Here is an 18,673-nt window from a genome sequence, read left to right as displayed (position 1 = left end):
TGCTTGGCGTAAAACAGTCAGGAAATTGGATTTATGCGGATCTTGGTCCTCGGCGGTGATGGATACCTGGGGTGGCCCACGGCCCTCCACCTGTCACAGGCCGGTCACGACGTCGCCGTGGCCGACAACTTCGTCAGACGTCAGTACGACTTCGAACTGGGTGCGGACAGCCTGGTGCCGATCGAGTCCCTCCAGACTCGTACCGCGACGTGGCACGAGCTCACGGGCAAGACCATCGAGACCTTTGTGGGAGATCTCACTGAGGCGGACTTCACCTACCAGATGATCCGCGACTTCCGTCCGGACACGGTGGTGCACTTCGCCGAGCAGCGGGCCGCCCCCTACTCGATGATCGACCGCAAGCACGCCGTGTACACGCAGGTCAACAACGTGGTCGGCACCCTCAACCTGCTCTACGCGATCGCCGAGATCGACCCGGAGATCCACCTGGTCAAGCTCGGCACGATGGGCGAGTACGGCACGCCCAACATCGACATCGAAGAGGGCTGGCTGGACATCGAGTACAAGGGCCGCAAGGACCGGGTGCTCTACCCCAAGCGGCCGGGCTCGTTCTACCACCTGTCCAAGGTGCACGACAGCCACAACATGGAGTTCGCCTGCCGGATCTGGGGGCTGCGCGCCACCGATCTGAACCAGGGCGTCGTCTACGGTCAGCAGACCCCGGAGACCGCGCTCGACGACCGGCTGGCCACCCGGTTCGACTACGACGCCGTCTTCGGCACCGTGCTCAACCGGTTCGTCGTCCAGGCGGTGCTCGGCGAGCCGCTGACCGTGTACGGCACGGGCGGCCAGACGCGCGGCATCCTCGACATCCGGGACACCGTGCGCTGCGTCCAGCTCGCCTGTGAGAACCCGGCCGAGCGCGGCGAGTTCCGGGTCTTCAACCAGATGACCGAGTCGATGTCCGTCGCGGACATCGCGCGGACCATCGCGACGAGCTTCCCCGGCGACGTGGAGATCCACAACCTCGACAACCCCCGCGTCGAGAAGGAAGAGCACTACTACAAGGTCACGCACACCGGGCTCGTCGAGCTCGGCCTGGTGCCGCACCTGCTCTCCGACACGCTGATCACGTCGCTGTTCGACATCGCCAAGCGTTATGCCGAGCGGGCGAACCCGACGATCATGCAGCCGCGGATCACCTGGCGCGGAGCCGCGGGCGGAGCGGGCTGATGAGCGCCGAGGAGGGTGCCTTCGCCCGGGCCACCGGCCGTACGGCCGAGCGCGAGGACGGCGGCCCGGACAAGCCGAACTACCGCCGCTACCAGTACGACCTGATCAGCCCGCACTGCGGGCGCAGCGTGCTGGAGGTCGGCGCCGGGCTCGGCGAGTTCGCGTCGCAGTTCACCGGGCTGGACCGGCTCGTCGTCACCGACGTCGATCCGGACGCCGTCGAGGTGCTCAAAGTCCGGTTCACCGGTCGCCCGGAGGTCGAGGCCGCGCAGTTCGACCTGGACGCGGGCTCGGTCCTGGACCGCCCGGTCGAGACCGTGATCGCGATCAACGTGCTGGAGCACTTCGAGGACGACGCCGCGATCCTCACCCTCCTCGCCCGCTCGGTGACCCCGGGCGGGACCATCGTGCTGTGGGTGCCCGCCTACCAGAGCCTCTACGGCGAATTCGACCGGAAGGTCGGGCACTTCCGCCGCTACACCCCCGGCACGCTGCGGGACGCCGCGCGGCGCGCCGGGCTGGGCGTCGAGCTGTGCAGGCCGGTCAACCTGCTGGGCGGGCTGGCCTGGTGGGCCGCGGTGCGGATGGGCAAGGCCGGCTCCCCCAAGGCGGGGGCGGTCGGCCTCTACGACAAGGTCATCGTGCCGGTGACCAAGGTCCTCGACCGGGTGCTGCCGATCCCCTTCGGCCAGTCCGTCGTCGGGGTGCTGCGCGTGCCGGGCCATGGCTGACCTGCGCGCTCTGCTGCACAAGGCGGTCGGGCGGGTCTTCACCCGGTACGCCATCGGCTCGGTGGTCGCGGGTGTGATCACCGAGGTGACCCTGCTGGTGTCCTACGGGCTGGGCCTGCTCGGCCCGCGGGCCGCCTCGGTGACGGCGTGGGCGCTGGGCGCCGTGGTCAACTACTCGATGACCCGGCGCTGGGCCTGGCGCCGCCGCGGCAGGCCCAGGCCGATCCGCGAGCTGCTGCCGTACTGGGGTACGGCGGTGGCCGGGTTGCTCATCTCGTCGTGGGCGACCGGTGTCGCCCACGACTGGGGGGAGCGGCTGTTCAGCACCGACGGATCGCGGGTGATGTTCGTCGGTGCCGTCTTCCTCGGGGTCTACGGCCTGCTGTTCATCGGGAAGTTCTACCTTTTCAACTACTTCGTCTTCGCGGACACGCGTCCGGCGGTGGCACCCACCGCGGGCGACGGCGAGCCGGTCGAGGCGCGGCGCCTCTCCCGCAACCAGGTGCCGAGCACGACCCGCGAGTAGCGGTAGCCGTAGACGAGGTTGCCGCCCTTCTTGGTGGTGCCGGAGACCCGCAGCCGCATGGTCGCCGGCACCTCGGTGACCCGGAAACCGTGCGAGATCACGCCGATGAGCAGCTCGGACGACTGGTACTGCGGCTGGCGCAGCTCCACCGCCCCGGTGACCTCCGCGCGCATCGCCCGCATGCCGAACGACGTGTCGGTGATCCGCTGCCCGGTCATCCGGCTGATCAGCCAGGCGAAGACGTGCACGCCGAGCCGGCGGACCCGGTCGTGGGTCTCCTGCCGGCCGAGCACCCGGGAGCCGGTGGCGAAGTCGGCGTCGCCCGTGGTGACCGGGGCGAGGATCCGGGGGATGTCGGCCGGGTCGTACTGCCCGTCGGCGTCGGTGGTGACGATGTAACGGGCGCCGCCCTCGCGGGCGATGCGGTAGCCGAGGCGCAGCGCGGCGCCCTGGCCGCGGTTCACCGGCACGTCGCACACCATGGCGCCGGCCTTGCGGGCCACCGCGGCGGTCTCGTCGGCGGCGCCGTCCACCACGACGACGGTCGCCGTCTCCAGCCCGTCGATGATCGCCGGGATGCCCTGGACGACCTCGCCGATGCCGTTCTCTTCGTTGTAGGCCGCGATGACGATCGCCACCGGGGGCAGGTCGGCGCCGTGGTCGGCGACGAACTGCTCCAGCGCTGCGGCGTCGATCTCCGGATCACTCAGGTGGACGGTCATGCCGCGTCCCCTTCCCCTTGGGAGGCCATGAAGTCCGGCCAGACGGTGGCCATGCCCGAGGCCAGGTCGTGCAGGGGCTGGTAGCCCAGCGCCCTGGCGGCCGAGATGTCCAGCACGACCGCCGGCATCTCGCCCTGCTTCGCCGGCACGTGCGTCACCGGGATCGGCTTCCCGGTGACCTGACGGGCGGCGTCGATCAGGTCGTTCACGCTCACGGAGGTGCCGGAGCCGACGATCATCGGCTCGGCCAGGCCGGTCCGCCAGGCGAGCAGGATGGCCTGGACGACGTCGTCCACGTGCACGTAGTCGCGCAACTGGCTGCCGTCGCCGTACACCTGGACACCGGCGTCCGCGGCGGCGGCCCGCATGAGACGGGGGACGAAACTGTCCTTGTGCCGCATCCCGGGGCCGTAGACGTTGGCGAAGCGCAGCGCGCCCGCCTTCATGCCGTAGACCGCGGAGTAGGCGCTGAGCAGCATCTCCGTGGCGGCCTTGGTGGCGCCGTAAGGGGTGAGCGGGCGCAGCGGCAGCCGCTCGCTGATCGTGGCGCTGCCGACGTCACCGGTCACCGCGTTGGTCGAGGCGAGCACGAAACGCGGCACCTCGCGGACGCGGGCGAGCTCCAGCAGGCCGGCGGTCGCCTCCACGTTCAGCTCGTGGGTGGCCACCGGGTCCTCCACCGAACGCAGCACCGAGGTCACGGCGGCGAGATGCACGATCCCGTCGATGCCGTGCTCGACGACCGTGTCCCGCACCGCGGGGTCGCACAGGTCGCCGACGATCGACCGCACCGCCGGGTCAGGGTGGGGGCGCAGATCGGCGACCACCACCTCGGCCTTCTCATCGAGCAGGGCCGCGACGAGCCGCTTTCCGATGAAGCCCGCCCCTCCCGTGACCAGCACACGGGCTCCGGCAAACTCCGTCATGGATGGCTTCCTTTCCTTTCGCGTCCCCGAGTCACTGCGTCCACAGACCCTACCGGCTCCCGGCCGTCCGCTCGGGACGGGTCAGCGAGGTCGGTGCGCACTCACAGGCAATCTCCAGGTCTGAGTACGCTACGGTCTTTTCGTCCACCTGATGACGGCAGCCCCGAACTGCCCCGCGCGAGCCGAGGGAACGTGTGACTCCGGCCCTGATCATGGGACTACCGCTGCTGGCCGGTCTGGTCGTGGCACTCGTCGCCGAGCGCAGGAACTGGGCCCCGCCGCTGTGGGCGGCGCTGTGCGCGGGCGCGGTCGTGCGCCTCGTCATCATGCTGGCGGCGGCGCAGGACCCCGCGCAGCCGTACGACTTCATCCACGACTTCCCCGACGCCGCGGACGCCGTGCGCGACGGTTTCAACCCGACGATGCACCTGCGCGACGGCGGCTGGCACTTCCTGCCCCTCCTCGCCTACGTGCTGGCCGGGCAGCGCGAGCTGGGCGACCTGCTGGGGCTGTCCTGGACCGTCGCCGGCCGGATCGTCCCCGTGCTGGCCGACCTCGCGCTCATCCCGCTGGTGGCCAGGCTCGCCGCCGGCCGCGGCAACCTGCGCGCGTTCCAGTACGCGCTGGTGCCGATGGGCATCATGGTGAGCGCCATCCACGGCCAGCTCCCGCCGCTCACCCTGCTCTTCGGGGTGGCCGCGCTGGTGGCCGCCCGCGAGGGCCGCGTGCACCTGGCGGGCGTGCTCGTCGGCCTGTCCGTCACCTGCACCAACTGGTCGGTGCTCCTCGTGCCCGGGGTGGCCCTCGCGCTCCCCGCCGTGCGGAGCAGGCTCGCCGTGCTCGGCTGGACCGCCGCGGTGCCCGCGCTCTTCCTGCTCAGCAGCTCGGTGTTCCTGGACACCCCGCTGACCGGGCTGCCCGACCTCGTCAGGGGCATCCTGTCCACCCGGCCGGTGGTCGGCGACTGGGGCTGGACCGCGCTGGCGACCGGCGGCGCCCAGGCGGTCGATCCCACCCTCGGGCGGATCGGCACGCTGATCCTCGTCATCGGCCTGCTCGCGGCGGGCTGGTGGTGGCGCAGGGCGGACCCGGTGGACCTGACCCTCGCCCTGCTGCTCGTCTTCCTCGTGCTGACCTACCGGCTCGGCGCGCAGTACCTCATGTGGCCGGTCGTCTATCTCCTGGCGCGCTCCGGCAAGGGCACCTGGGGGGCGATCATCGCGGCCTCCCTGTGGTCCGTCTTCGGCTACCTGCACCTCTACCAGTTGATCGGGATGGACTGGTACACCGCGCACCACTGGTGGGCCTTCTCCTCCTGGCTGGTCATCCCGTTCCTCGTCTACGCCCTGCCCAGGCGGGCCGCCGCCGCCGTGCCGCCGAGCCCGGAACCGGTCACCCCCGCGCGCACGGCCGGCTGACCGCGCCGCGGAAACGCCCTCGAATGGGTGACCGCAGGATGAACCTGCCCGTATATCTCGGTTAAGAGGCCAAGGTGGCAGCGATAACGCGCTTTATGGTGTCTTACGCATCTCCGGAACGGCGGCTACCATGCTGACGTGAGTGAGGCGCGGGATGCGCGAGCCTTGAATCGATGGGCACTGAATTGAATCCTGCAACCCGGGTTCTGATCGCTACGGATTCCTTCACACCGCGGGTGGACGGGATAGCCGTTTCCGTCGACTCCCTGGCCCGCGGCCTCGTCTCCATGGGGTGCACGGTCGCCGTGGTCTCGCCGGGCCGGAGCTTCGCGCACGAGGTGGACGAGCTGGGCGTACAGCACTGGCGGGTGCCCTCGGTCCGCACGCCGCTGGACGGATATCCGCTCTCCGTGGCCACCGCGGAACGCATGGCCCAGCGCATCCGCGAATTCCGGCCCGATTTCATCTCGATCCAGACCATCGGCTCCGTCGGCCTCGCGGCCCTCCAGGCGGTGCGCAGGTCGTCGGTTCCCGTGGCGCTCTCCTGGCACACGGATTTCGAATCCTACCTGGACAAGTATCGGCTTGCCTGGCTGTTCGTCTATCCGGCCTATGTACGGCTTCGCGGTAAAGAGGACCGGGGCCGCCGGGAATTAGCCGAAAAGGAAGACGCGCCGCGTAAAACGCGCATGATCCGCGAGATTCTCGCCTACACCGCCCGCGAGGCCGATTTTCTTATCGCCCCCTCCGCCCCGACCGCGCGATATCTGGAGGATCTCGGGGTGGAACGGCCGATATTCGTGCTGCCGACCGGGGTGGACGTTTCCGAACTCACCGGCGGGATGCCGCCGGCCGAACTGCTCGCGGCCATCGAGGCGACCCCGCGGGACGGCCGTGTCATCTACGCCGGCCGGTTGAGCAGGGAAAAGGGCATCGATTTCCTCTGCGAGTCCTTCTCGCACGTGGTGGCCCGCCGGCCGGACGCGACGCTGATCCTCACCGGCCCGTGCAAGGACCCGAAGATGTGGTTCAGGCTCCGCGCGGCCAAGGCCAGGCTGGGCAGGAACCTGCTGGTGACCGGTCCGGTGGCGCGCCGGACGATGGTCGAGCTCTACCGCAGGGTGGACGTCTTCGTCACCGCCTCCGTCACCGAGACCCAGGGGATCGCGGTCTGGGAGGCCGCCCTCGCCGGGCTGCCCGTCGTGGCGCGCGACGGGTCCTTCGGCGACGTGCCCGACGTGTCCGAGGACATCCTGAGCGGCTTCTCGACGCCCGCGGAGTTCGGCGAGGCGATCCTCGGCTGCGTCGAGCGCAGGAAGCGGGCCGCGGCCGAGGGCGGTGCCCGCCGGGTGGGACTCGTCGGCGCCGACCGGGCGCGGCTGCTGCTGGACGCGGTCGGCGTCGCGGGCGGGGCGCCGCGGCCGGCGTCGTGGACGCTGCGGGACGGCGCCTGGTGCGAGGAGTGACCCGCCGCGACCGCTGACGGCGTGCTCACCCGCCCCGGCGGGCGCGGGCCCGGCGCTTCCCCTCGTGCATCGCCTGGACGCGGGCGACCGGGATCGTGTGCCCCTCCTCGATCAGGTCGGCGGGCAGCCGCTGCGGGTCGGGCATGTGCGCCGCCCACGGGTCGCCGTCCCCGAGCAGCCCGGGCGCCGTACGCACGGTGAAGTCGGCGGGCGTGACCCGGTCGAGGTCCTCCCAGGCCACCGGGAAGGAGACCGGCGTCCCCGGCCTGATACGCGGGCTGTAAGCGGCCACCACCGTCGCCCCGCCCGCCCGGGTGGAGTCCAGGAACACCTTCCCCTCCCGGTCCTCGCGGATGAACGCCGTGGTGGCCAGGGCGGGATCGACCCGCTCGGCGCGGGCGGCCAGCGCGCGGGTGGCCGCGGCCAGGTCCTCCATCGAGATGCCCGCCGCCACCGGCACGAACACGTGCACGCCCTTCGCCCCGCTGGTCTTCACCGCGCCGGCCAGCCCCGCGTCGTCCAACGCCCGGCGCACCAGATGCGCGGCCCGTGCGGCGAGCGGGAAGGCGTCGTCCTCGTCGGGCGGGTCGAGGTCGAGGATGAGATGGGTCGGCCGATCCCCGCGGACCAGCGCCGGGTGGTACTCCACCGCCCGCTGGTTGCCGAACCACAGCAGCGTACGGCGGTCGTCGCACAGGGCGTAGGACACCTCCCGGTGCGACGCCTCCGCCCACACCGAGATCGTCCGCACCCAGGACGGGGTGTACTTCGGCACGTTCTTCTGCATGAAGGGCTTCTGGCCGGGCCGTACCCGGATCACCGACAGCGCGCGGTCGCGCAACGCCGGCAGGATGCGGTCGCGCACCGCGTCCAGGTAGTCGACCAGATCCCGCTTGGTGGCGTCCGACCCGTCGAACAGGGGCTGGTCGAGATTGGTCAGCGACACCCCGTCCCGTGTCTCATCGCTGGTCACCCGCCCCACGATGCCCAGGTGGGGCCGCGAGGTCAACACTCCCCGCTGGCTGCCCCTGTCAGGGGCAGGCAGCCCGGGAACCGGACATCCGATACTGGAAGGCATGGACACGCGCGCGGAGCTGGGAGAGTTCCTGCGGTCGAGGCGGGCGCTGGTGCGGCCCGAGGACCTCGGCCTGCGGACGTACGGCGGGCGGCGGCGCGTCCCGGGGCTGCGCCGGGAGGAGCTCGCCCAGCTCGCCGGGGTCAGCGCCGGCTACTACACCCGCCTCGAACAGGGGCAGAGCCCGAACGCCTCGGACGCCGTCCTCGACGCCGTCGCCCGCGTCCTGCGCCTGGACGACGCCGAGCGCGCCCACCTGTACGTCCTGGCCCGGCCCAAGCCGAAGGCCCGCCGCCGCCCGGCCAGGCCCGAGCAGGTACGGCCCGGCGTGCGGGTCATGATCGAGTCGTTCGGCGACGTGCCCGCGCTGGTCATGGGACGCTTCGCCGACTTCCTCGGATGGAACCCGATGGCCCACGCGCTGCTGGCCGGCCACCTGGACTTCGGCGCCCCGGACCGGCCCGCCGACCGGCCCAACTTCGCCCGCATGGTGTTCCTCGACCCGCACATCCGCGAGCTGTACGCCGACTGGCCGGCCAAGGCCCGCTCCACCGTCGCCGACCTGCGGCTGATCGCCGGCAACCATCCCGAGGACCCCGGGCTCACCGGTCTCGTCGGCGAGTTGACCGTGCGCAGCCCGGAGTTCGCCGGGCTGTGGGCCGCGCACACGGTGGGGGACTGCGGCACCCAGGCCCGCGTCTACCGCCATCCGCTGGTGGGGGAGATGTCGCTGACGGCGGAGTTCATGACCCTGCCGAACGACGACGGCCAGCGGGTGGCCGTCTTCAACGCCGAACCCGGTTCGCCGTCCGAGGCGGCCCTCCACCTCCTCGCCGACCTCACCACCGCCCTCCGCGAAACCCACCGGCCCGCGCCCTGAGCACCGCCGGGGCCCGCGGGTTCAGCGTGACCGCCAGAAGTCGGCCTCCTCGCCGGCGTGGTCGTGCGGGGCGAGCGCGGCCCACGCTTCCTCGTCGCGCCGCCGGCGCCGGGCCGGCTTCTTCTCCTCGGCAGCCGCCCCTCGGGCGCTGACCAGCGCGGCCAGCGCGGTGGTGATCGGCACGGCGCTGATCAGGCCGAGGGTGCCGACGACGCTGCGCATGATCTCCTGGGCGAGGACCGGCGAGGCGAGGATCTCCTCGATCGGCCGCCCGCCGACGCTGATGATCAGCAACAGCGGCAGGGACGCGCCCGAGTAGGCCAGGATGATCGTGTTGATGACCGAGGCGATGTGCGCGCGGCCCACCCGGGCGGCGGCCCGGTAGAGCTTGGCGAAGCCGTACGACGGGTTGGCCCTGGCCAGCTCGGCCACGGTGACCGCCTGGGTCACGGTGACGTCGTCGAGCACGCCGAGCGACCCGATGATGACGCTGGCGAGCAGCAGCCCCTGGGTGTTGATGTCGTAGCTGAGGTCCAGGTAGAACGAGCTGTCGTCGGTGATGCCGTTGAGCCGGGCGACGCCGATGGCGGCGTATGCCAGCACGCCGGTCAGGCTCAGGCTGACGAGCGTGCCCACCACGGCCGTCGAGGTGGTCAGCGAGAAACCGTGGGTGAGGTAGAGCACCGCCAGCATGATCGCCGCCGCCCCCGCGATGGCCACCGGCAGCGGCGGCTCCCCCGCGAGGATCGCCGGGATCACGAACATCAGCAGCAGCACGAACGTCACGGCCAGCCCGACCAGCGCGGTCACCCCGCGCCACCGCCCGAAGGCCACCACCGCCAGCGCGAACGCCGCGACGAACCACCACAACGGCGTGGACCGGTCGTGATCGGAGAGCTGGTACGGCGGCGCGTCCAGCTCGCTGGCCGGCATGTGCAGCAGCACCACGTCGTCACCCTCGGCGAACCGCGGCGCGCCCGGCCCGCTGGGCAGGCCCGTGGTGACGTGGATGCCGGAGTTCCGCCCGCTGGACAGCAGCACCTCGGCGTCCCCGCAGGTGGCCGGGTCCGGTTCCGGCGGTTGCGCCGCCTGCGGCACCCCCTCCAGCGGCGGCTCCTGCGGGCACGGCTTCAGGTCCACGGACGTGATCGTCCCGGTCACCCGCTCCAGTCCCGCCGCGGACGGCGCCGGCGCCGCCAGCCCGGGCGGCCACATCCACACCAGGGCGGCCACCGTGGCGACCGCCAGCGGCACGATGACCGCCGCCGCGGCCCACACCGCCCTGCGCCCGGCGGGCGGCGTCGGACCGTGCGCGTGACCGGCACCCATGCTTGAGGCTCCCGGAAGGGTAGGGGGATGACGCCGAACGTTCTGACCTCGGCGGACTTCATGGCACCCTAACCCGTCGCGCCCCCCGCCGGGGACCGGTTGCGGGTGGTGGGGGGCGAGTTCGCCGTCGGCGGGACCCGTCAGCAGAAGCGGCTGACGAAGGACAGGGCGGTGTCGGCCACCTCCCGCCAGCCGCTGTCGATGGTCAGGGAGTGCCCGCGGCCGGGCATCTCGACGATCTCGGTGACGGACGCCTCGTTGTGCTGCTGCTTCTTGTAGGAGGCGTTGGCGATGGCCCACGGCACGGTGTGGTCCTTCTCACCGGAGATGATCAGCAGCGGGCCGCGTTCCGGGTTGGTGCTGTCGACCTTGGTCTCGCTCCACGGGTTGAAGTTCGCCACCGCCGCCTGGAAGAGGGGAGCCCCCGGAGCGGGCACGGAAAACGTCTCGTACAGCTCCTTGGCCTCCTCCTCGGAGACGGCGTTGGCGAAGGCGTAACGGAACTGTTCGTAGGTGAGCGGGACGGCGCGGTGGATGTTGGCCGGATTGCCGAGCACCGGGGCGGCGGCCCGCAGCGACGACACCGGCAGCGGCAGCACGCCCTGGAACGGCGCCGGGTCGATCGCCACCGAGGCGGCCGACAGGCCCCGTCCGGCGAGGATCTGGGTGAGCAGCCCGCCGAAGGAGTGCCCGACGACGCACGGCCTGCGGTCCAGGCGGCCGATCAGCGCGGCGAAGTGGTCGGCGACCTGGCCCACGGTCTTGTCCGCGAAGACCTCGGGGTGCGCCTTGGCCTCGGCCACGGTGTCCGGGTCGTCGGGCCAGCCGGGGGTGACGGGCGCGTAGCCGGCCTCCTCGAAGACGGCGGCCCACCTGTCCCAGCTGCTGGGCAGCAGCCACAGCCCGTGCACGAACACCACCGGGGTGCGGCCGGAGGCGTTGGCGCGGGCGATCTGCTCGTCGTCGTAGGCGGTGGACATGGCGGCTCCTTAGCGAGGGTTGAGCACGGCGGCGAGAAACGCGGCCGCTTGGACGATAGCGGCCTGGGCGGCATGGGTCTCACGCAGGGCGTTGAGCATGACGAAGTCGTGGATGATCCCCTGGTAGCGGACGGCGTTGATCGCCTCGCCGCGTTCCTTGGCGGTCAGGGTGAGGGAGGCGGCTATGTCGCCGCCGACGGCGCCAGGAACTGGCGGACACCCCCGTCAAGGTCAACGTGGTCAAACCGGGTTTGTGCGCGACCGACCTCGACGACCACCCGGGCTTCCTGACCCCCGAACAGGGAGCCGTGGTGGTCGTCGCGGCGGCGCCGGCGGACGCGGGGCGGCCCGACCGGCGCCTTCCTGACCGACGAGGGGACGCTGCCCTGGCGGCGCGAGGTCGCCGGTCGGGGGTCAGTCGGCGTACTGGAGATCGGCCCGGGAGATGCGGCCGTCGCGGTAGGTGAGGTCGTAGTGCGCCCGCCAGCCTGCCGAGCCCGCCGGGGCCCAGTGCACCAGCAGTTTCTGGCCGTCCCCGCGGTCCTCCGCGACCGACAGCACCCGCAGCGAGCCGCCGATCACCTCCGCGGCCGCCCACGACCTGATGGCGTCGTGGCCGGCGATGGTACGCGAGACGTCCAAGATCTCGCCGTCCGGGAGGAAGGACCGCACGAGGGCGTCCAGGTCACGGGCGTTCACCGCGTCCACGTAGGCCAGGCCCGCCCCTGCCACCACTCCCGGGACGGCGGCCGTGCTCTGCCCCTCCGCAGCGGGGGCCGTGCTCTGCGCTTCTGAGGTGGGGGCCGTGTTCTGCTGTGCCGGGGTGGCGCATCCGGTCACGAGGGCCGCGGTCGCCAGGGTGAGTGTGAGTCCCGGGCGGCCGAGCCTGCGAGTTCTCATACCGGGATTGTCCAGACCGATGGGTTCTGCGGTCCAAGACATGCCGTTATAACCGAAGGCTATGGACGTCCATCTGCGCGATCTGCGGTACTTCGTCACCGTGGCCGAGGAGTTGCACTTCACCCGGGCGGCGGAGCGGCTGTTCGTCTCCCAGCCCGCGCTGTCCAAACAGATCCGCGCGCTGGAACGGCAGCTCGGCTTCCCGCTGTTCGAACGGTCGCCCGGCGGCGCGGGTCTCACCCGGCAGGGGGCCGCGCTGCTGCCCGTGGCCAGGGACATGCTGGAACGCTGGGGGACGGGGCTGGACGCGGCCAGGCAGGCGGCGCCGTCCGGCACGCTGGTGATCGGCATGCAGACCTCGGTGGGCCGCAACCTGCAACGCGAGGCGCTGCGCCGCTTCCGGGAACGGATGCCCGGGTGGCTCGTCTCGCTGCGGCTGGTCGGCTGGGAGGATCCCAGCGGCGGCCTGGCCGACGGGAGCTGCGACGTCGCCTTCGTGTGGCTGCCCGCGCCGGAGGGCGTCGCCGTGCGCGTCCTCGCCAGGGAGCGCAGGTTCGCCGCCCTGCCGGCGGACCACCCGCTGGCCGGCCGTACCGAGATCGGCTTCGCCGAGCTGCGGGACGAGCCGTTCATCGCCATGCCCGCCGCCTCCGGCCCGCTCCGCGACTTCTGGCTGGGGCTCGACGTGCGCGACGAGGTCGTGGTGGGCGCCGAGGCGACCTCCGCCGACGAGGTGCTGGAGGCGGTCGCCAGCGGCCTAGGCATCGCGCTGCTCGCCGAGGGCAACACTCACCTGTACGCCCGCCCCGGCGTCACCTGCCGTCCCGTCACCGGCCTGCCGCCCGCCGACCTGGCCATCGCCTGGCGGCCCGCCGACCACCGCCCCCAGGTGACGGCCTTCCTCGAAGCCCTCCCCGGACGGGCCGGCCCGTGATCACAGTTCGCCCACGCCGTACCTGGCATAGCGCGCGCCGGTGACCAGCGCCCAGTAGCGGTCGCCGTACGACCAGTGCCACCACTCCGTCGGATAGTTCACGAAACCCACCGACGTCATGGCGCTGCCCAGGGTGTGCCGGTTCCCGCGCGCCTCCTCGGAGATCTCGGCGCAGTCGGTGTAGCAGGCTTCGTCGCTCTCCGGGGGCGTGGCGTTGACCTGGGTGCCCATCGGGATCTCGATGCCGCCCTCGGTGCACAGGGTGAGGTCCACCGCGCCGCCGGTGACGTGCGGCGCGACGTCCGGCGGGGAGACGTACTTGCTCGCCTCGATCCACGCCCGGTCCTCGTCCCACCCGGGGTGCGCGGCGCGCAGGCCGGCGACCGACTCGGCGAAGTACCGCTGTTGCAGCATGAACGGGCGCAGCCCCTCCACCACGAGCAGCCGGAGCCCGCGGGGCAACTGCGTCTGCGCCGCCACCAGCCGGTCGGCCACGCTCAGCCGTACGTGCGCGAAGGCGCCCTCGGGATCGGCGAGACGGTGGTCGAGACGGATGACCGGCAGGGTGCGCAGGTCCACCAGCGGTTCGCCGCACTCCTTCACCGGGAGCGCGGCGATCCGCGGGTCGGACAGAAGCACGAATTCGGCCATGGAGGACCCTCCGGGATCGAGCGTGGGCGCTCCACGCGGAAACGCCGCCGCCCATGATGAGCCCGGGTGCTACAAAAACGCTGTAGCCGTTCTTACAGCGGCGGCGGCTCGCCGTACTCGCGGGAACCGTGCAGCCGGAAGATCTCCATCGCCTCCGCCCTGGTCTTCTCGGCGGTGGCGGCGTCGCCGAGCGCCTGGTGCACCTGGGCGAGGTCGCGCAGGACGCGGGCGCGGAAGAGCGCGGAGCGCAGCGCGTCCCACAGTTCGAGCGACTGCTCCAGGTGGCTCTTGGCCTGGTAGAGCCGGCCCTCGGCGAGGTCGAGCTCGCCCAGGGTGCGCAGCGAGCACGCCTCGCCGAAGCGGTCGCTGAGATCGCGGGCCACCGCGAGCGCGTCCTGGAGCGGGCCGCGGGCCTCGTCGTGGCGGCCGAGGCGCAGCCGTACCTTCGCCAGCGAGCGCGTGCAGTAAGCCTCCAGCAGCCGGTCGCCGATCGCGGCGCAGATGTCCCGTGCCTGTACGGCCGTGCGTTCCGCGCTGTCCAGCTCGCCCTTCGCCCGGTGGTACATCGAGATGCTGCGCAGCGTCAGCGCCTCCCCGCGCCGGCTGCCCTCCTCCCGGTAGAGCAGCAGGGCGGCGTTGAGGTCGGCCCACGCCTGCGGGTAGTCGCCCTGCTCCAGGCGTACGCTGCCGGCGATCCGCCGGACGTGCGCGGTCGCCGCCCGGTCGCCCTGGCCGGCCCACAGCGCGTCGGCCCGGTCGAGGAAGTGCAGCGACTCCGGCAGGTAGCCCTGTTCGCGGCAGGCGACACCGAGCGCGGCCAGGGTGGTCGCCTCGCCACGGACGTCCTTGGCCGACCGGAACATGGACAACGCCTGGGTGAGGTACTCGCGGGACTCGGCGTAGAGGTCGCGCTCGTAGTAGAGCTGCCCCAGGCCGGCGAGCAGGGTCGCCTCGCCGATGGCGTTGTCGTTGCGCCGGGCGGCGGCGAGCGCGGCCTCGTGCGTGCGGTTCCAGGCCGCGAACGGGTTGTCGGACACGTACTGGTTGCCCTCGAAGGCGTAGGACAGCGCGGAGGCCAGCTCGACGGCGATCTCGTCGAGGTCCATCGCCGCCGCCAGCTCGACGGCGACGATCAGCGCCTCCTCCTCGGCCCTGAACCACCCGTGCGGATCGGCCAGCACGACCCGTTCCACCTCGGGATCCACCGGCCGGGCCAGCCGGAAGCCGGAGAGCAGCGGGATCCAGCCGGTGGGCGCGGCCTTGCTGAGCCGCTCGATCAGCCACAGCCACCCGCCGAGCACCCTGGTCACCGTGGCCGTGCGCTCGTGCTCGGACTCCTCCTGCGCCGCCCGCTCCCTGGCGAACAACCGGATGAGGTCGTGCAGCCGGTACCGGATCTGCCCGGTGACGTCCACTCCCTCCACCCCGACCAGCGACGCGTCCACGAGCTGTTCCAGCATGTCCTCGGCCTCGTCCAGGTCCGTCTCGGTGGCCGCCGCGGCGACCCAGACGGAGAAGTACGGCAGGCCGAGCAGCCCGAGTCGGCGCAGGGCGACCTTGGCGGGCTCGGGAAGCAGCTCGTAACTGAGGCTGATGCTGGCCCTGACCTCCTGGTCTCCCACGGCCAGCTCGTCGAGCCTGCGCTGCTCGTCGGCCAGCCGCTCGGCGAGCCGCTCGGCCGACCAGTGGCGGCGGGACGCCAGCCGTGCCCCGGCGATCCGCAGCGCGAGGGGCAGGCCGCCGCACTGCCGTACGATGCGGCGGGCGGTCTCGGAGTCCGGGACGATCCGCTCCGGGCCGGCGATGCGGGCGAGCAGTGCGACGGCGTCCGGCTGCGGCAGCACGCCGAGATCGACGAAGGCGGCGCCGGCCAGCCCGGCCAGCCGGTTGCGCGAGGTGACGATCACGCCGCAGCCGGGGGTGCCCGGCAGCAGCGGCCTGACCTGCCGTTCGGACAGGGCGTCCTCCAGCACGACGAGTTTGCGCCGCCCGGCGAGGAGGGAGCGGAAGCGGCCCGCGCGTTCCTCCAGGGTGGCGGGCAGCGGCGCGGTGGACGGTTCGAGCTCGCGCAGCAGCCTGCCGAGCACCTCCTCCGGCGTGGCGGGCGCCTCGGTCGTGCCGCGCAGCTCGACGTGCAGCTGGCCGTCGGGGTAGGACTCGGTGATCGCGTGCGCGGTGTGCAGCGCCAGGGCGGACTTCCCCGCGCCGCCGGGACCGGAGATCACGCAGATCGGCATGGTGCCGGCCTCGGTCAGCCGGTCGCGTAACGCCGTCGCCTCCGCGTCCCTGCCGGTGAAGTCGGGCAGCGGCGGCGGGAGCTGGCGGACCGGGCCGGTGCCGCCGCCGGTGGACGTGGACGTGGCTGCGGGAGCGGGAGTGGGTGCGGGCGGCGTGGCGGCGGCGGGTTTCAGCAGGGACGGGTCCGACCGCAGGATCAGCTCGTGGGCCTCCCGCAGCTCGGGGCCGGGCTCGATGCCCAGCTCCTCGATCAGCACCTCCCTGCCCTGCCGGAAGACGGCCAGCGCGTCGGCCTGCCGGCCCGCCCGGTAGAGGGCCACCATGAAGTCGCGGCGCAGCCGTTCCCTGGCCGGATGCAGTGCCACCAGCTCGGTGAGCTCCTCGATGAGCCGCTCGTCCCGGCCCACCGCGAGGTCCGCCGTGACGCGCTCCTCCACCACGGTGAGCCGCAGCTCGTCCAGCCGGGTCGCCTCCGCGTGCAGGAAGGAGTCGCCGATCCCGCCGAGCGCCGGGCCGCGCCACAGGGCGAGGGCCGCGTGGAAGGAGTCGCTCGCCTCCCGCAGGCGCTTCTCCCTGGCCGCCTGCCGCCCCTCGGCGACATGCCGTTCGAAGACGTTGCGGTCGATCGCGTCGGCGGGCACCTCGGCGAGATAGCCCACCCGGTGCGAGACGATCACCTCCGCCATCCCCGCGGACTCGAACGCCCGGCGCAGCGAGGCCACGTAGGTCTGCAGCACGGCCCGCGCGGTCGGCGGCGGATCCTCCCCCCAGACGGCCTCGATCAGCCGGTCCGCGGGCACCACCCGCCCCGGGTCGAGCAGGAGAGCGGTGAGCAACGCCCGCGGTTTGGCTCCTCCCAGTGGCAGCTGACGACCAGCGCACCACACTTCCACCGGACCAAGGAGCCGTAACTCCATCCAGCCCTCCCGTAGATCCCCGTTTTGCCCCATCTGGACGATACATAAGAGTCCGTGGCGATCAAGATGGTTCGCCGGCTCAAATTTCGGTTCAACGGAGATCGCGGAGCGGGCGTGACCTGGGGGCGGGGTTCCCGGCCGGGCCGCGCCGCCCGCCCGCCGGCCCGGCGCCACGGGCCCCGCCGGGGCGTCCCTGTAGAACCCGCTGCAGCGGACTTACAGCTCGATTTGAGCGGCCTGGATCAATCTTCGGTCATCGGCACGGACCGACCGCGGAAGGAGCGGCCAAAAGCCCCTCCGGAATCCGGCGGACGATTCCGCCGGACCGCCTGTCAATAAATTCTCTACCCGAGGAGAAACCTCATGGCCGCCAAGAAGATTTTCGCCCGCCGTACGCTCACCGCCGGCCTCGCCGCGGCCGCCGCGCTCAGCTTCGCCTCCGTGTCGGCGGTCCCCGCGCAGGCGGCCTCCGGCGTGGACGGCGAGATCCTTCGCAGCGAGACGCTGACCAGGGCGCAGTTCTGGGTGAACAAGAACGTCGTGTACAGCCAGAGCCGCTGGACCGGTGATGCCAACGGCCGGACGTACCGCACCGACTGCTCCGGTTTCGTGTCCCTCGCCTGGCACCTGAGCACCAGCCTGAACACCACCGGATTCGCGAACTACGGCAACAAGACGGTGCTCGGCAGCATTCACGACCTCAAGCCCGGCGACGCCATTCTGAAAAGCGGCCACATCGAACTCTTCGCCATGTGGAAGGACCCGAACGACCACACCGACGGCGCTTATGTCTATTCGCTGAACGGGCCGACCGACAATGACTGGGCCAAGGGGCCGGTCAGGAACTCGCACGGCCAGGTGGGGTTCAACACCTGGGCGGACATGAACACCTACACGCCGATCCGGTACAAGAAGATCAAGGATGACGCGCCGGCCACGGTCACCCCGGTCGAGGGCCGCCTCTACCGCGAGCCCGACGGCACCGTCGCGGTCATCGCCGGCGGCGCGCCGATCCGGTTCGGCAGCATGGAGGAGCTGACCGCGTCGGGCTACGCCGGGGTCGCGATGACCGCCGTGCCGGCCGGCTGGATGAAGAAGCTGCCGCAGGACCCGCGGAACGGCACCTACCTGCGTGACGCCGCCGACGGCTCCATCTCCGTGATCGCCGGCGGCGCGAAGTACGGCCTGAGCGCCGCCGAGTGGAACGCCCTGGGCCGCCCGGGGTCGATCAACGTCCCGATCCGGTTCATCAACGAGTACGACGGCATCCCGCTGGACGGCACCCACCTGCGCAACCCGGTGGACGGCTCCATCTACCTGATCGCGGGCGGCGTGAAGTACGGCCTGACCCTGGCGCAGTGGACCGCCCTGGGCAAGCCCGCCTCCACCAACGTCCCGATCGGCTTCATCAACAGGCTGACCGGCCCCATGCAGCCGGGCACCCTCCTGCGCAACTCGGCGGACGGCGCCATCTTCGTCACCGTGGGCGGCGCGAAGTACCATCTGAGCCCGGCCGAGTACGAGTCGCTGGGCAGCCCCACCTTCGCCAACGCCCCGATCGAGTGGATCAACACCTTCGGCTCGATGCCCGCGGACGGCAGCTACCTGCGCGACGTGCGCGACGGCACCATCTACGCGGTCAACGCCGGCAAGAAGAAGCCCCTCACCTACGACGAGTGGACCGCCCTCGGCAAGCCCGCCTCCGCCAACGTCCCGGTCGGTTTCCTCGACCGCGTCCCGAACGCCTGACCGCCGCGGAACACCTCAGCCCATTGAAGGCCCCCGT

16 protein-coding genes are annotated in these 18,673 nt (G+C 71.8%); 8 read left to right on the top strand and 8 right to left on the bottom strand.

Annotated features, from left to right (window positions below; all coding sequences use genetic code 11):
- Positions 1–33 precede the first annotated feature (33 nt).
- Genes QSK26_RS22590 through QSK26_RS22580 form a run of 3 tightly spaced genes read left to right on the top strand, consistent with a single transcriptional unit; the run spans position 34 to position 2,451 of the window.
- The gene (locus QSK26_RS22590) at positions 34–1,194 is read left to right on the top strand and encodes an NAD-dependent epimerase/dehydratase family protein (RefSeq protein ID WP_285777221.1); all 1,161 of its coding nucleotides are present in this window, start codon (positions 34–36) and stop codon (positions 1,192–1,194) included.
- Complete coding sequence (locus QSK26_RS22585) at positions 1,194–1,925, top strand: class I SAM-dependent methyltransferase (RefSeq protein ID WP_285777220.1); 732 nt, start codon at positions 1,194–1,196, stop codon at positions 1,923–1,925. The genes QSK26_RS22590 and QSK26_RS22585 overlap by 1 nt, the downstream gene beginning before the upstream one ends.
- Complete coding sequence (locus QSK26_RS22580; protein WP_285777219.1) at positions 1,918–2,451, top strand: GtrA family protein; 534 nt, start codon at positions 1,918–1,920, stop codon at positions 2,449–2,451. Before QSK26_RS22585 ends, QSK26_RS22580 begins: the two co-directional genes overlap by 8 nt.
- On the opposite strand, the gene QSK26_RS22575 is transcribed toward QSK26_RS22580, so the two are convergent.
- Together QSK26_RS22575 and QSK26_RS22570 are read right to left on the bottom strand one after the other, a co-directional pair.
- On the bottom strand, positions 2,337–3,173 hold the full coding sequence (locus QSK26_RS22575; RefSeq protein WP_285777218.1) for a glycosyltransferase family 2 protein: 837 nt from the start codon (positions 3,171–3,173) through the stop codon (positions 2,337–2,339). The genes QSK26_RS22580 and QSK26_RS22575 overlap by 115 nt on opposite strands.
- Positions 3,170–4,099 (bottom strand): NAD-dependent epimerase/dehydratase family protein, encoded by a 930-nt coding sequence (locus QSK26_RS22570; protein ID WP_285777217.1) that lies wholly within the window; start codon positions 4,097–4,099, stop codon positions 3,170–3,172. The genes QSK26_RS22575 and QSK26_RS22570 overlap by 4 nt, the downstream gene beginning before the upstream one ends.
- A 194-nt stretch (positions 4,100–4,293) precedes the next feature.
- Here QSK26_RS22570 and QSK26_RS22565 point away from each other — a divergent pair, with 194 nt between their 5' ends.
- Positions 4,294–5,517 carry a hypothetical protein gene (locus QSK26_RS22565; protein WP_285777216.1) on the top strand — a complete coding sequence of 408 codons (1,224 nt, stop codon included), beginning with the start codon at positions 4,294–4,296 and terminating at the stop codon, positions 5,515–5,517.
- A 236-nt stretch (positions 5,518–5,753) separates the two neighbouring features.
- The gene (locus tag QSK26_RS22560) at positions 5,754–6,983 is read left to right on the top strand and encodes a glycosyltransferase (RefSeq protein ID WP_285777215.1); all 1,230 of its coding nucleotides are present in this window, start codon (positions 5,754–5,756) and stop codon (positions 6,981–6,983) included.
- A 25-nt stretch (positions 6,984–7,008) separates the two neighbouring features.
- On the opposite strand, the gene QSK26_RS22555 is transcribed toward QSK26_RS22560, so the two are convergent.
- Complete coding sequence (locus tag QSK26_RS22555) at positions 7,009–7,956, bottom strand: DNA polymerase domain-containing protein (protein ID WP_285777214.1); 948 nt, start codon at positions 7,954–7,956, stop codon at positions 7,009–7,011.
- Positions 7,957–8,059: 103 nt separating this feature from the next.
- Between QSK26_RS22555 and QSK26_RS22550 the strand changes: the two genes are divergently transcribed.
- Positions 8,060–8,938 carry a helix-turn-helix transcriptional regulator gene (locus QSK26_RS22550; RefSeq protein WP_285777213.1) on the top strand — a complete coding sequence of 293 codons (879 nt, stop codon included), beginning with the start codon at positions 8,060–8,062 and terminating at the stop codon, positions 8,936–8,938.
- Positions 8,939–8,959: 21 nt separating this feature from the next.
- On the opposite strand, the gene QSK26_RS22545 is transcribed toward QSK26_RS22550, so the two are convergent.
- The 3 genes from QSK26_RS22545 to QSK26_RS22535 form a co-directional block, all read right to left on the bottom strand.
- Positions 8,960–10,267: a YibE/F family protein gene (locus tag QSK26_RS22545; protein ID WP_285777212.1), complete on the bottom strand. Its 1,308-nt coding sequence runs from the start codon at positions 10,265–10,267 to the stop codon at positions 8,960–8,962.
- Between the two features lie 140 nt (positions 10,268–10,407).
- A complete protein-coding gene (locus QSK26_RS22540) occupies positions 10,408–11,247 on the bottom strand; it encodes an alpha/beta hydrolase (protein ID WP_285777211.1) in 840 nt (279 codons plus the stop codon).
- A 414-nt stretch (positions 11,248–11,661) separates the two neighbouring features.
- Complete coding sequence (locus tag QSK26_RS22535; RefSeq protein WP_285777210.1) at positions 11,662–12,147, bottom strand: nuclear transport factor 2 family protein; 486 nt, start codon at positions 12,145–12,147, stop codon at positions 11,662–11,664.
- Between the two features lie 61 nt (positions 12,148–12,208).
- Between QSK26_RS22535 and QSK26_RS22530 the strand changes: the two genes are divergently transcribed.
- The gene (locus QSK26_RS22530) at positions 12,209–13,081 is read left to right on the top strand and encodes a LysR family transcriptional regulator (RefSeq protein ID WP_285777209.1); all 873 of its coding nucleotides are present in this window, start codon (positions 12,209–12,211) and stop codon (positions 13,079–13,081) included.
- On the opposite strand, the gene QSK26_RS22525 is transcribed toward QSK26_RS22530, so the two are convergent.
- A complete protein-coding gene (locus QSK26_RS22525) occupies positions 13,082–13,732 on the bottom strand; it encodes a M15 family metallopeptidase (protein ID WP_285777208.1) in 651 nt (216 codons plus the stop codon).
- A gap of 92 nt (positions 13,733–13,824) precedes the next feature.
- Positions 13,825–16,806 carry an AfsR/SARP family transcriptional regulator gene (locus QSK26_RS22520; protein ID WP_352244374.1) on the bottom strand — a complete coding sequence of 994 codons (2,982 nt, stop codon included), beginning with the start codon at positions 16,804–16,806 and terminating at the stop codon, positions 13,825–13,827.
- Between the two features lie 444 nt (positions 16,807–17,250).
- Here QSK26_RS22520 and QSK26_RS22515 point away from each other — a divergent pair, with 444 nt between their 5' ends.
- Positions 17,251–18,636, top strand: coding sequence for a hypothetical protein (locus QSK26_RS22515; protein WP_285777206.1), 1,386 nt, complete (start codon positions 17,251–17,253; stop codon positions 18,634–18,636).
- Positions 18,637–18,673: the final 37 nt, after the last annotated feature.

Origin of the sequence: Microtetraspora sp. NBRC 13810 (assembly GCF_030268685.1) — a bacterium.
Classification (GTDB): Bacteria; Actinomycetota; Actinomycetes; order Streptosporangiales; family Streptosporangiaceae; genus BSRQ01.
The sequence above is the reverse complement of the archived record's forward strand: the minus strand, read 5'-3'. Positions and strand labels throughout refer to the sequence as shown.